Here is a 14496-nt window from a genome sequence, read left to right as displayed (position 1 = left end):
AATGGCACGAAAGAGCAGGAAAAACATTCCGGAAGTAGTCAGCAGTGCAACCGTCCAGACAGAGGTGAGCAGACCGTTCCGGGCAGGATTGTATGCCAGAATTTCAATGGAAACAGAAGAAACATTGGAAAGAGGAACGATAGAAACCCAGGTGGAATTGATGAAAAACTTTGTAGCAGATACGGAAGATATTTCGGTTGCGGAAGTTTATAAGGACTCAGACTATTCAGGTACAAATTTTGACCGTCCTGGATTTGTACAGATGATGGAAGATATCAAGCATGGAAAAATCAATTGTGTTATTGTAAAAGATTTGTCCAGACTTGGAAGAAATTATGTCGAAACCAGCAATTATATAGAGCGAGTATTCCCGTTTTTCCATGTAAGATTCCTGGCTGTGACAGATGATTTCGATTCCTTCAGAGAGGGTGTGGATCTTACAGTTCCACTGAAGAATATTATCAATGAGTTCTATTCGAAAGACCTTGCCAAAAAGAGCAGCAGCGCAAAAAAAGCTCTTTGGAAAAAAGGAAAATTTACAAGTGCCTGGGAACCGTATGGTTACAGAAAGTCAGAAGAAGACCATCATCAGCTGATTGTTGATGAAGAAGCTGCAGACCATCTGAAAAGTATATTTTCTATGTATATGGATGGCAGGAACTATAGTGATATTGCAAGACTGCTCAATAAAGATGGAGTTTTATCACCGACTTTACAGAGAAAATTCTATAAAACCGGTGAAAAGCCGCTTCCGGAGTCAAAACCCTGGAACAATTATGAAGTGAAACGAGTTCTTCAGGATGTTCATTGCACAGGTGATTCTGTATTTGGAAAATATCAGCAAAGTGTTTTTCAGGGAAATAAACAGAGAAACCGACCAGAGAGTGAATGGCTGTATGTGGAGAACACACATGAAGGAATTATAGATAGAGAATTGTTTCAGCAGGTACAATCTAAAATACAGGAATATACGGAAGCGTATAAGAAGAAACATCAGCAGAACAATGGGGCTATTAGAAACCATAATTTCTATACAGGAAAGATATGGTGTGGAGGCTGTGGCAACCGTATGACGTTGTCCAGAGAAAGAAATGGTACATTCTTTTATATCTGCGGAGCCAATACTAACCATAAATCCGGGGGAAAGCAATGCAAAGGGCACAGAGTCAGAAAAGAATATGTGGATGATGATGTGCTTCGCCTGATCCAAACGCATATGAAAACCGTATTGGACACAGAAAAAATGATTCGGGAAATGAATGCAGCTTCCAAAAACCAGACACAGTACCTGCTTTTGGATAAAGAAGTGGGGAAACTTCGACGGGAACTGAGCCGTATCAGTAAGCGTAAATCGGATTTATATGAAGATTACTCGGAACGTTTGATTACAGAAGAAGAGTACATACAGTTTTCTCGGATCTATTCCAATGAAATTGAGAATATCAAGAGCCGTCTGGACACAGTATTGGCGGCACAGGTTCGGTATTCCCAGGATTACCACATTGAAGAAGGCTGGGGAAATGTGATACATACTTATATGTCAAAGCGTAAGTTGACAAAAGAAATGGCAGATGCCTTTGTGGATTCAATTATTATCCATGGTAAGTATGATTATGAGATCAAGCTGGTATATGACGATCAGTTTGCAGATTTACAGAAATTAAAGAAAGAGAAGGAGGCGCAGTCAAGATGACAGATCATAGAAAAACAGCTGTTTATATCCGTTTATCCGCAGAAGATGACAATGTAGATGGCAGAGCCAAAAAAGAGAGCGACAGTGTAACTTCTCAGAGAATTCTGTTAAAATCATTTGTGATTGATCAGCTGGGTGTAGCTGAGGCTGCTATCCTGGAATATGTGGATGACGGTGTCAGCGGCACTCATTTTAAACGGCAGGGATTTCAACAGCTGCAGGATGACATGAAAAGCGGAGAAATCGGCTGTGTAGTTGTAAAAGACTTTTCCAGATTTGGAAGAGACTATCTGGAAGTTGGATTTTATATTGAATATATTTTTCCACTTCTACAGATACGATTTATTTCGATTAATGACAGCTATGACAGTGCAGCAAGCAGCGGAATGACTGGTGGAATGAATGTGGCATTGCAGAATCTGGTATACAATATGTATAGCCTGGATTTGTCCAAGAAAATTTCATCAGCATTGCAGACAAGAACGAGAAATGGTACACGCCTTCCGGTAAATGCCAGATATGGCTATAAAAAAGGAAAAGATGGAAGGCTGGAAGTAGATCCGGAGGCTGCAAAAGTTGTGAAAATGATTTTTAAAATGGCAGCGGAAGGAACAAGTTTTGCAGATATTACAAGGGAATTGAACAGACAGGCGATTGCCACTTGTGATGAGCAGAAATTATCAAGAGGGGACCAGGTGCAGTTCCAGAGGTTTGACACGATCAAAAAGAAACACTGGAGCCCTACGACAGTAGCGGCAATTGTCCGGGATGAGATTTATATTGGAACCAGAATCTGGGGAAAAACACGTTGCAGTATGCATACCGGTCATAAAGCAGTTCTGAATGATGAAACAGAATGGGTTCGCCTGGAAAATCATCATACGGCAATTATAGACAGGGAATTGTTTGAAAAAGCAAATGAAATGCATCCGAAAAAGAAGAGAAGTGTTGCGGAATCACGCACCAATTTTATTCTGGAAAGGCGTAAAAAACAGCCGGCATTACTGATATGTGCCAACTGTGGGCATTCTTTACTAAAAGAAACGGAGCATCTGCTAAAATGCTCAGATGCTCGAACCAATGGAGATCCTGTGTGTCGAAGTCTGGTGATCCGACGGGAACCGCTGGAGGAGAATATCCTTGGGCTTGTTCATCAGTATGCAGCGTCAATGTTGGAAAAAGAAAAGAAAGTATCTTCCAACAGGCAATGCGACTACAAAGAGATCAATACCGCAGAATTGCAAAAACAGAGCCGACAGTTGACCTCGGAAAAGATGAAACTCTATGATGATTACAAAGATGGTCGTATAGATCGTGATTCGTATAAGCAGAGAGCTGGAAAGATAAGTGGACAGCTGGATGAAATAAAACGAAAGATTGAAGATGCGGAGAATAGCAAAAAGCTTCTTGAACAAAATGAACTTTCTGATAAAATAAAACTAAAAGATTTCTTGGGAATTCAGAAGTTCGATACAGAGAAGCTGCGTGAGATTATCAAGGTGATCCGTGTTCATAGTCAGGATGAAATTGAAATCGAATGGAATTTTGACGATATTTTTTCGGAACAGAGATAACTTGAGCAGGACAAGAATGACTTATCAGAAGATAATAAAGGTGCTGGGACTACCTGATGGAAGCGTCAGATAGTCTTCGGCAGAAAAAAATAAAATTTTTTTGTCCTATACTTGACACATCCACACGTATTTCGGCACACATTTGCAACAAGGGCCATTGAGTCAGGCATGAAGCCGCAGACGCTTAAGGCGATTATGGGACATAGCTCATTGTCTATGACAATGGATTTGTACAGCCATGTAATGCCGGACACGAAAGCGACAGAAATGGAATTGATAGCAGTAGCATTTTAACGGGGCAGGCCAGCGGGTCTGCCTTTTTGTTAACATTTAGAATAGTACAAAAAAAGTACAAAATTGCATGGTTAATGATAAACAGCGATAAAAAAACAACCCCGCACAAACCAGCGTTTTTGCAGGGGAATAAACAATCATAAACTTATATAAATAGGTAGCTATATAAGTTTTGTTTTACGAGTGGAAGGTCTCGAACACTCGGTTTGAATCAGCCCATAAGACCTTATTTTTCAGGGCTTTGGAACGAGTAGTAGTATACCACATGGCATGGAGAAAATCAAGAAATACCCAGGACGAAAACCTGCTAGCACAATTTCGTACAACAGTGATTGATAATGCCGCATATATTTGCTACAATTTTATTGGTAGAACATGCAGAAAAAAGAATTAAATATATTGTGCTCATGCATGAAGCAGCAGGATCACTAACAGTAAAGACTTAAAGCAGGATTAGTAGGAGGCGGCATTATGAAATTAGGAATAGTAGGAAGCAATTTTATCAGCGACTGGCTGATTGAGGCGGCCGGGCAGGTACCGGAGGCGGAGATTTGTGCGGTATACTCAAGGAAGCAGGAGACCGGGGATGCATTTGCAGGCAGGCACGGGATACCAAATGTATATACAGATTACGATAAATTTTTGGAATCGGAGATTGACGCTGTGTATATCGCCACACCAACGTATGCACATTGCGGGCAGGCTATTGAGGCGATGAAGCACAAAAAGCATGTCCTGTGCGAAAAGATTCTGGCTGTTAATGAGAGAGAAGCAGCGGCAATGTTTACCTGTGCAGAGGAAAACGGAGTCGTCCTTCTGGAGGCGATGCGCCCGGATTTTGACCCGGCTTATAACCTGATCAGGGAACATCTTCCGAAGATCGGAAAGCTGCGCAGGGTGACGGCAGAATACTGCCAGTACTCTTCTCGTTATGATAAGTTCAGGCAGGGAGAGGTTCTGAATGCCTTTAACCCGGAGCTGTCAAACGCGGCGATTATGGATATTGGGGTATATTGTATTCACACACTGGTCAGAATGCTGGGAATGCCGAAAGAAATAAAAGCGATTTCCACCAAATTAGAAAATGGCTTTGAGGGGAGCGGTATTGTCCTTATGCAGTATGATGACATGATGGCTGAGGCTGTTTATTCAAAGATTACCGATTCTGTGAATCCTGGTATATTCCAGGGAGAAGAGGGAAGTATTCTTATATATGGCATTGCGATGCCGCAGTCTATGGAAATTGTATACAGAGACGGGAAAAGGGAAGCGATTCCCTACACACCGGCTCCAAACAATATGGTATATGAAGTCAGGGAATTTGTAAGGCTTGCGCAGGAAAAATGCAGCGGGCATCCTTATCGAAAGTATTCACTGGATACACTGTGTGTTACGGATGAAGCCAGAAGACAGAACGGGATTGTATTTCATGCGGATTCAGTGTTATAATAGTACCAGTGTGTAATAAAAGGAAAAATTTGATGGAATAAGGAGTATTTGGTATGGATTTAGTTACAATTCGGGAATTATTTAAAAACAAAGAGAAATATCTGGACAAGAAAGTGACAGTTGGGGGATGGATTCGCAGTATTCGTGATTCAAAGACGTTTGGATTTATCGTGGTCAATGACGGTTCTTATTTTGAACCGCTGCAGATTGTGTACCATGACAGTATGGAGAATTTTGAAGAAATCTCTAAGCAGAATGTAGGCGCAGCCATTATTGTTACAGGAACTTTAGTCGCTACACCACAGGCTAAGCAGCCGTTTGAGATTCAGGCAGACGAGGTGGAGATTGAGGGGACCTCAGCACCTGACTATCCGTTACAGAAGAAACGTCATAGTTTCGAATATCTCAGAACGATTTCTCATCTCCGTCCAAGGACAAATACATTTCAGGCGGTGTTCAGAGTGCGCTCTATGATTGCATATGCTATTCACCAGTTTTTCCAGGACAGAGGCTTTGTCTATGTGCATACGCCTCTTATTACGGGTAGTGACTGTGAGGGAGCGGGTGAGATGTTCAGAGTGACTACCCTGGATATGGACAATGTGCCGAAGAATCCGGACGGAACGGTAGACTACAGCCAGGATTTCTTTGGGAAAGAGACAAGCCTGACTGTTAGCGGGCAGCTGAACGGGGAGACATTTGCCCAGGCGTTCAGGAGCATTTATACTTTCGGACCTACTTTCCGGGCGGAGAACTCTAATACCACACGCCATGCAGCTGAATTCTGGATGATCGAGCCGGAGATTGCATTTGCAGATCTGGATGATAACATGGATCTGGCCGAGTCAATGTTGAAATATGTGATTTCTTATGTACTGGAGAATGCGCCGGAGGAAATGAACTTCTTTAATTCTTTTGTGGACAAGGGGCTGCTGGACAGGCTGAAAAACGTGATAAACTCGGATTTTGCGAGAGTAACATATACCGAAGCGGTAGAACTTCTAGAGAAAAATAATGATAAGTTTGAATATAAAGTAAAATGGGGCACAGACCTGCAGACAGAACATGAGCGTTATCTGACAGAAGTGGTGTACAAGCGCCCGGTATTCGTAACAGACTATCCGAAAGAGATCAAGGCATTTTATATGAAGCTCAACGAGGACGGGAAAACGGTGGCAGCAGTTGACTGTCTGGTGCCGGGAATCGGTGAAATCATCGGAGGCAGCCAGAGGGAAGACGATTATGACAAGCTGATTCAGAGAATGAAGGAGATGAATCTTGAGGAAGAGGATTACAAGTTCTATCTGGATCTGAGAAAATATGGTTCAACCAGACATGCGGGGTTTGGCCTCGGATTTGAAAGATGCGTCATGTATCTTACCGGAATGTCCAATATCCGCGATGTTGTACCATTCCCGAGAACTGTAAATAACTGCGAACTGTAGATTTTATTTCCACAAGGGCTGTGGGCCGTCGATCCTATAGCCTGCCGGGATGCCAATATTAGATATTTATTGCCCAGCCGCCTGCGGCGGGGGAAGATGGATTGAGGACGTAACAGACCGGTCATTGTTACGTCCTCAAGTCACTTTTTAACAGTATGTTATTATATGGAGGTACCTATGAAATTTATCCACATTGCCGACACTCATCTGGGAGCGCAGCCCGATGCAGGGACTGCTTATAGTGCGGGACGCGCCCGGGAACTATGGGATACTTTTTCACAGGTGGTTACACTGTGTGAGGAAGAGCAGACAGATGTACTGCTTATAGCCGGGGATCTGTTCCACAGGCAGCCGCTTCTGCGGGATCTGAAGGAAGTAAACTATCTGTTCTCCACATTATCACATACAAAGGTAGTTCTTATTGCAGGAAATCACGATTTTATGAAAAAGGGCTCTTATTACCGGACTTTCCAGTGGAATGAAAATGTGTATCCACTGCTGGGGGAAAGGATGGGATATGTGCTGCTGCCTGACCTGGATCTGGCGGTGTACGGGTTCAGTTATCACGCCAGGGAGATCCGGGAAGAGCGCTGTAATGTGAGGGCCGGGGGACATGCACGATATGAGATTCTCCTGGCTCATGGCGGTGACGAGAAGCATGTTCCACTCAAAAAAGAGGACCTGGAGGCCTCCGGGTTTGATTATATCGCGCTGGGGCATATCCATAAGCCTCAGGCCCTGATCAAGAACTTTGCGGTATTCGCGGGAGCTCTTGAACCTGTGGATAAAAATGATACGGGGCAGCATGGTTTTGTGCGCGGAGAAATAACAGAACAGGGAGTCCGTGTGGAGTTTGTCCCGTGTGCGGTAAGGGAATACATTCATCTGGCGCTGCGCGTGAATGAGCGGATGACGAATGGGAGTGTGAAAGACTATATCCGGGAGACGGTGGAGAAAAGAGGTACGCAGAATCTTTATAAATTTATTCTCCGGGGCCTGAGGGATCCGGATGTAGAGTTTGAAACAGAATACATGGATTTTTACGGGAATATTATAGAGATTGAGGATGAGACTTGTCCTGCATATGATTATCAGGCGCTTTATGAGGAAAACAGGGATAATGTGCTGGGAAACTATATAGAAGAATTTTTGGGATGTGAAGAAGGAAGTGTGGAACATCAGGCACTACAGGCAGGTGTGCAGGCACTTCTGGAGAATAGTCTGTCCTGATCCGGAGAGAGTTGAAGAGTATGGTAATTAAAGAGTTGTATTTGGAGAATTTTGGGAAGTTTTCAGATAAGCATTTTTACATAGAGGAAGGAATCCATGTTTTTTACGGAGAAAATGAATATGGCAAATCTACGGTCTATGCATTTATAAAGGCAATGCTTTTCGGCATGGAAAGAGGGCGCGGACGTGCCGCTCAAAATGATGGGTTCAGCAGATACGAGCCATGGGTTAACCCCAATTACTATGCCGGATCTATGCGGTTTTCCATAGCGGGAAAAAACTTCTTTCTGGAACGGAAGTTTGACAGATATACAAAGAGTGCGGGCCTTGTCTGTGAAGATGATGGGGAAGAATTATCTGTGGATGACGGAGACCTGGACATGCTTTTGGGTAAAATGACGGCCGAATCTTTTGAGAATACTGCGGCCGTGGGACAGCTTAGCGCAAAACCAGGGCAGGGTCTGGCAGAAGAATTGAAAAATTATGCGGCAAATTATTATGAGACAGGAAGCAGTACCGTTGACCTTGGAGGCGCCCTGGAGACTCTTCGCCGGCGCAGAAAAGCTGCGGAACAGGAAATCAGGTCCCTTCGGGAAATGCAGGAAACAAAAAAGGATACAATACGGCAGGAATGCCAGTATGTATCTGAGGATGCCGGGAAACTGCAGAGAGAACTGGAAGAAAATCAAAAGATATTGAAAAGTTTACTGGATGAAAACGCTGAAGATTACGAGGGTAGAGGGCATTTACGCAAAGAGCACCTCCCGGCTGATTCATTAGAAACGATTTCGTTTACGGAAGATGAAGCAGAGAATCACGAGGCAGACCAATATAAAAACTTGATAGCAGTGGGTGGATTAGGAATTGCTGCCGGGGGATTGGGACGGCTCTGGAGCGTACTTGCCGGCAGTGGAGAAGTATTTGCCGGAGGCGGGGCGATCTCCGTTCTGTCATGGATTTTTCTGGCCGCAGGACTGCTGCTTCTCTGTACCGGTGCTGTAAAGTATGGAAAGTACAGGGTGCAGAGCAGCAAGAGGCGAAATGCCGGGCAAAGAGTGGTCACCCGCCAGGAGTATACGGAAAACGATTACGAAAAGAAACGCCAGATCGAAGAGAACAGGCAGAAACTGGAGTGGGAAAATCAAAGAATCAAAGCACAATGGAAAGAGAAGCAGGTAAGATTCCAGAATTTACAGGAGCAGCTGGCCGAGCTGGAAATGCCGGATAAAAGAATCAAAAACCTGCAGAACTGGGGCGCTGCACTGCTGCTTGCCGAGGAAAAGATGATTCAGGCATCCCGTAATATGACGCAGGGGTTTGGGAACATTTTAAATCAAAAAGCATCGAAGATATTAGAACAAATAACCGGCGGAAGGTATACAAAACTTCTTGCAGATGAAAATCTGAACCTGACCTTATTTGAAGGCGGGCGGCGGATACCGGTGGAGAGGGTATCGCGTGGAACCATAGAACAGGTATACTTCGCACTTCGTATGGCAGCCGTGGACATGCTCTATGAAGAACCGCTGCCTGTGATTTTTGACGACGCATTTGCATGTTATGACGAAAAAAGATTAAAATCTACTTTAAAATGGTTGAGTGAACAGCAAAGACAAGTTATAATATTTACTTGTCAAAAGCGTGAACAAGAAATTGTAAAACAATTCTGATAACGGAGTGCAAAAGGGTCAGACCCCTTTGAAAGGAAGATATAGATGAAGATAGAGTTGCCGAGAAAAGTGATTATGATTATCAATAATCTGCAGCTGCATGGCTATGAGGCTTTTGCGGTGGGCGGATGTGTTCGTGATTCTATTCTCTGCCGCAAACCTGAGGACTGGGATATCACGACTTCTGCCAGGCCGGAGGAGATTAAACGGCTTTTTAGAAGGACGGTAGACACGGGGATTGAACATGGTACTGTGACAGTGATGATTGGCAGGGAAGGGTTCGAAGTGACCACATACCGGGTTGACGGACTTTATGAGGACAGCAGGCATCCGAAAGATGTGACTTTTACGACCAGCCTGGAGGAGGATCTGCGGCGCAGGGACTTTACGATTAATGCGATGGCTTATAATGACGAGGTGCGTCTTGTCGATGTGTTCGGGGGGATGCGGGATCTGAACCACCACTTGATCCGATGTGTGGGCGACCCGATGGAGCGGTTTTCGGAAGATGCGCTTCGGATTCTGAGGGCGGTCAGATTTTCCGCCCAGCTGGCTTTTCCAATTGAGAAGAATACCGCGCAGGCGGTGCGAGAGCTTGCGCCTACCCTTCAAAATATCAGTGCAGAGCGGATCCAGGTGGAATTGGTGAAGCTGCTCATGTCCGATCATCCGGATCTGATTCAGGATGCATATGAATTGGGGATTACGAAGGTCATTCTGCCGGAATGGGATGCTATGGTCGGTGTGGAACAGAGAACACGGCACCATAAGTATGACGTGGCAGGCCACACCCTCCAAGCCCTGAAAAATGTTAAGAAGGATAAAATTCTCCGTCTGACTATGCTGTTCCACGATATGGGAAAACCTTCCATGAAGACAACCGATGAAAAGGGGGTGGATCATTTCAAGGGGCACGCGCTTGTCAGTGAGGAGATCGCGCGCAGTGTGCTGCGGCGCCTCAAGTTCGACAATGACACCGTGAAAAAGGTGACCAGACTCGTCTGTTATCATGATTACCGGATCGAAGCCACCCCGCCGAATGTCCGCCGGGCGATGAACCGGATCGGGGTAGAACTTTTTCCCTATTATCTGGCTGTGCGCATGGCAGACGTGAAGGCACAGAGCCCATACAAGCGCCGTGCCAAGATTGAAAATATTGTGGCTATGCGGGAAATATACCAGGAGACGCTCATCAATGATCACTGTGTGACTCTCAGGCAGCTTGCGGTCAGTGGAAGAGATCTGATGAATCTGGGGATGCAGCCGGGAAAGCAGATGGGAGATATGCTGAATGAGCTGTTGGAGCTGGTATTGGATGAACCGGAGATGAACGAAAAAGAAAAATTATGTAATTACGTCAAAGAAAAACAAGGCATATAGCATACTCGGGCTGTCCCTTTCATACATTAGAAAGAGTCAGAATCGTAGAATCAGGGGGCAGCCATGAGAGAGTATGAATTAGAAGTCTTGGAACAATATGATATAGAAGTGAAAGGCACCCGCAAAATAAGGGGTGCGTTTTTTTGCGACACGAAAGAGGGCACTATGCTGTTGAAAGAAGCGGACGTTTCAGACAGGCGTGCCCCTTTGCTTTATGCCGTTCTGAGCAGCCTGGAAAAGGCGGGATATCCCAATGTTGATATCCCGGTCTATAACAAAGAAGGCCAGCTGGTCAGCGTATCCCGGGATGGTTCCAGGTACATGCTGAAAAAATGGTTTTCCGGCAGGGAATGTGATGTTAAAAAAGAATTCGAGATCCTGCAGGCATCCAGGAACCTGGCAGATCTGCATTGCAGGATGCAGTGGCAGGAATTGTGTGATCCGGAAGAAGAAGCGGTGATACGGCCGCCAACGGGCCGGCATCTGCAGGAAGAGTTTGTGCGCCATAACAGGGAACTAAAAAAAGTGCGCGCATTTATACGTAATAAAGTTTCAAAAGGTGCATTTGAGTTTCTATTTCTGGAATATTTTGACCGGATGTACTCGCAGGCGGAGCAGGTGGTCAAAAGACTGAAAAATTCCGGATATGACAGCTTGTACCAGGAAAGCATAGAACATCACAGGCTTGTGCATGGAGATTACAATTATCATAACGTCCTGCTGACCTCAAACGGGCTGGCAACGACAAATTTTGAGCATTTCAGGATTGATGTGCAGGCCCAGGATCTCTATTATTTTCTGCGGAAAGTCATGGAAAAACATCAGTGGCAGGAAGCCCTTGGCCAGTCTATGCTGGATGCCTATCAAAGCATCAGGAAGCTGGACGCAAGAGAGTTGGAATATATCGCCCTGTGCCTAGCCTACCCGGAGAAATTCTGGAAGACTGCGAACACATATTACCATTCTAATAAGGCCTGGATACCTGAAAAAAATGTGGAAAAATTACAGACAGCTATCACCCAGACGGAAGAAAAACTGCGGTTTTTAGAAAATATATTTACTTTCATTTTATAGGCGCCTGTTGTATAATAAGGACATACTATTAAGGCAGGAGGTACCAGTATGGATTACAAAGAGAGATACAATGAGTGGTTGTCAAACCCATATTTTGATGCAGATACGAAGGCGGAACTGGCGAGTATCGGGGAAGATGAGAATGAGATAAAGGAACGTTTTTACACAGATCTTGAATTTGGTACGGCTGGCCTGCGCGGCATTATCGGCGCAGGTACCAACCGTATGAATATTTATACAGTAAGAAAGGCCACACAGGGGCTGGCGAATTATATTATGAAGAGCGGAAATGCCGCAAAGGGTGTGGCGGTTGCCTATGATTCCCGCCGGATGTCACCGGAGTTCGCGGATGAGGCAGCGCTCTGCCTGGCGGCAAATGGGATCAAGTCCTATGTATTTGAGTCCCTGCGTCCAACTCCGGAACTGTCTTTTGCAGTGAGGAAACTGGGATGCATAGCGGGAATCAATATTACAGCAAGCCATAATCCACCGGAATACAATGGATACAAGGTATACTGGGAAGACGGCGCACAGATTACGCCGCCTCATGACAAGGGAATTATGGATGAGGTAAAGGCTGTAGAAGACTATACAACCATGAAGACGATGACACTGGACGAAGCAAAGGCAGCAGGACTTTACGAAGTAATCGGTGCAGAAATCGATGATGCATATATTGCAGAGCTGAAAAAGCAGGTATTGCACCAGGATGCCATCGATGCTGTTGGCAAAGAACTAAAGATTGTGTACAGCCCGCTGCACGGAACCGGAAACATACCGGCGCGCCGTATTTTAAAGGAACTTGGATTCGAGAATGTTTACGTAGTAAAAGAACAGGAACTGCCGGACGGCGAATTCCCTACCGTATCTTACCCGAACCCGGAAGCTGCGGAGGCATTTGATCTGGGGTTGAAACTGGCCAAAGAAATCGATGCAGATATTGTGCTTGCAACAGATCCGGATGCGGACAGGCTTGGCGTCCGTGTGAAGGACAAGAATGGGGATTATCATACTCTGACAGGGAATATGTCAGGCTGTCTGCTCGCGGATTATGAGATCGGACAGCGCAGAGAATTAAAGGGACTTCCGGATGATGGATATCTGATTAAGACGATTGTTACCTCCAACATGGCAGACGCTATTGCTAACTATTACAACGCAGGCCTGATAGAAGTCCTGACTGGTTTTAAATTCATCGGACAGCAGATTCTCGGGTTTGAGACAAGCGGTAAGGGAGAATATTTATTCGGATTTGAAGAAAGTTATGGCTGCCTGATTGGTACCTATGCAAGGGATAAGGATGCAATTGTAGCTACAATGGCTCTCTGCGAGGCGGCAGCATATTACAAAACAAAAGGAATGAATCTGTGGGATGCGATGATTGCGATGTATGACCGTTACGGATATTACAAAGATGATATCCAGTCCATCACGCTTAAGGGGATCGAAGGCCTGGCGAAGATCCAGGAGATCCTGGAGACGCTCCGCAAGAATCCTCCGACAGAGATTGCAGGTTATAAAGTCCTCAAAGCCAGAGATTACAAGGCGGATACCATTAAAGATATGGAGACTGGGGAAGTCACAGCAACCGGTCTGCCAAATTCCAACGTGTTGTATTATGATCTGACAGACGATGCATGGCTGTGTGTAAGGCCATCTGGAACAGAGCCGAAGGTGAAGTTCTATTACGGTGTAAAGGGGACATCTCTTGAAGATGCGGATGCTGTTTCAGAAAAAATGGGTAAAGAAGTCCTTGCAATGATTGACAAGATGATGTAACATATCGTGTCAGGGATAATTTTCCAACTAAAAACCGGGCCTTGGAAATGTTAAAAAAGCCTAAAAAAGTGCCCAAAAACGCGGGAATGCCGGAAAAATCCTTGACAAAAATATGGGAAACAGTTATAACAGTACATAAGGGCTGATCATGTGAACGCCAGTACATGAGCGCCTTTATTAAACTGTTAGAATATTATATTCTAGTACAATAAAGAGGAGGAATTTATCCATGAACAAAACAGAATTAGTAGCAGCTATTGCAGAAAAGGCAGAAATCTCCAAGAAAGACTCTGAAAAAGCACTGAAGGCATTCATCGATGTGGTATCCGATCAGTTAAAAAAAGGCGATAAAGTACAGTTAGTTGGTTTTGGTACATTTGAAGTAAGCGAAAGAGCAGCAAGAGAAGGAAGAAATCCTCAGACTGGCAAGACAATGAAGATTGCAGCTTGTAAAGCACCTAAGTTCAAAGCTGGCAAGGCTTTAAAGGATGAAGTTAACGCTTAATTGTAATGGATCAATAAGAGATAAACATACAGAGAGCACTTATGATGTACGCATTGTAAGTGCTTTCTTTTCTCTTTGAAGAGTAAGATGCATAAAGATGAATGAAAATAAAGTGAGATTACATGAAATCTATTCATAAGCAAGAAAGGAAAAAGAAATGCGGTTAGATAAGTTTTTGAAAGTGTCCAGGCTGATCAAAAGACGAACTGTGGCTAATGAAGCCTGCGATGCGGGGCGTGTGCTTGTAAACGGAAATGTTGCCAAAGCATCACTGCAGGTTAAGCCGGGGGACGTCATTGAGATCCAATTTGGCACCAAGACTGTGAAGGCGGAGGTGCTTCAGCTGCAGGATACGACAAAAAAAGAAGAAGCAAAAGAGCTGTTCCGGTATCTGTAAAAGGAA

General features: G+C 44.6%; 11 protein-coding genes and 1 pseudogene. All 12 read left to right on the top strand.

Translation table 11 applies throughout. The annotated features are described in order from the left end of the window. Window position 1: 1 nt before the first annotated feature. The 12 genes and pseudogenes from ARB69_RS07155 to ARB69_RS07105 all read left to right on the top strand — a co-directional run bounded on the left by ARB69_RS07155 (window position 2) and on the right by ARB69_RS07105 (window position 14490). A complete protein-coding gene (locus tag ARB69_RS07155) occupies window positions 2-1693 on the top strand; it encodes a recombinase family protein (RefSeq protein ID WP_055152278.1) in 1692 nt (563 codons plus the stop codon). Further along, on the top strand, window positions 1690-3267 hold the full coding sequence (locus ARB69_RS07150) for a recombinase family protein (RefSeq protein WP_055152276.1): 1578 nt from the start codon (window positions 1690-1692) through the stop codon (window positions 3265-3267). Before ARB69_RS07155 ends, ARB69_RS07150 begins: the two co-directional genes overlap by 4 nt. Window positions 3268-3387: 120 nt before the next feature. Next, window positions 3388-3561: pseudogene (locus tag ARB69_RS28450) on the top strand (tyrosine-type recombinase/integrase); the annotation flags it as partial. Window positions 3562-4032: 471 nt separating this feature from the next. Then, window positions 4033-5010 (top strand): Gfo/Idh/MocA family protein, encoded by a 978-nt coding sequence (locus ARB69_RS07145; RefSeq protein WP_050639056.1) that lies wholly within the window; start codon window positions 4033-4035, stop codon window positions 5008-5010. A gap of 53 nt (window positions 5011-5063) precedes the next feature. Then, window positions 5064-6455 (top strand): asparagine--tRNA ligase, encoded by a 1392-nt coding sequence (gene asnS / locus ARB69_RS07140; RefSeq protein ID WP_050639055.1) that lies wholly within the window; start codon window positions 5064-5066, stop codon window positions 6453-6455. A 177-nt stretch (window positions 6456-6632) separates the two neighbouring features. Then, complete coding sequence (locus ARB69_RS07135) at window positions 6633-7685, top strand: metallophosphoesterase family protein (protein WP_050639054.1); 1053 nt, start codon at window positions 6633-6635, stop codon at window positions 7683-7685. A gap of 20 nt (window positions 7686-7705) precedes the next feature. Beyond that, a complete protein-coding gene (locus ARB69_RS07130; protein WP_055152274.1) occupies window positions 7706-9355 on the top strand; it encodes an ATP-binding protein in 1650 nt (549 codons plus the stop codon). 45 nt (window positions 9356-9400) lie between these two features. Then, the gene (locus ARB69_RS07125) at window positions 9401-10735 is read left to right on the top strand and encodes a CCA tRNA nucleotidyltransferase (protein ID WP_055152272.1); all 1335 of its coding nucleotides are present in this window, start codon (window positions 9401-9403) and stop codon (window positions 10733-10735) included. 63 nt (window positions 10736-10798) lie between these two features. Next, window positions 10799-11809, top strand: a complete 1011-nt coding sequence (locus ARB69_RS07120) for a CotS family spore coat protein (protein ID WP_055152270.1) — start codon at window positions 10799-10801, stop codon at window positions 11807-11809. A 48-nt stretch (window positions 11810-11857) separates the two neighbouring features. Beyond that, a complete protein-coding gene (locus tag ARB69_RS07115; protein WP_055152268.1) occupies window positions 11858-13588 on the top strand; it encodes a phospho-sugar mutase in 1731 nt (576 codons plus the stop codon). A 229-nt stretch (window positions 13589-13817) separates the two neighbouring features. Further along, window positions 13818-14093 (top strand): HU family DNA-binding protein, encoded by a 276-nt coding sequence (locus tag ARB69_RS07110; RefSeq protein ID WP_009004621.1) that lies wholly within the window; start codon window positions 13818-13820, stop codon window positions 14091-14093. 157 nt (window positions 14094-14250) lie between these two features. Continuing rightward, window positions 14251-14490 (top strand): RNA-binding S4 domain-containing protein, encoded by a 240-nt coding sequence (locus ARB69_RS07105; protein WP_050639049.1) that lies wholly within the window; start codon window positions 14251-14253, stop codon window positions 14488-14490. Window positions 14491-14496 lie beyond the last annotated feature (6 nt).

The sequence above is a fragment of the Faecalicatena contorta genome (assembly GCF_001404335.1).
GTDB classification, from domain to species: Bacteria; Bacillota; Clostridia; order Lachnospirales; family Lachnospiraceae; genus Faecalicatena; species Faecalicatena contortus_B.
This window is presented reverse-complemented; position numbering and strand designations above follow the sequence as displayed.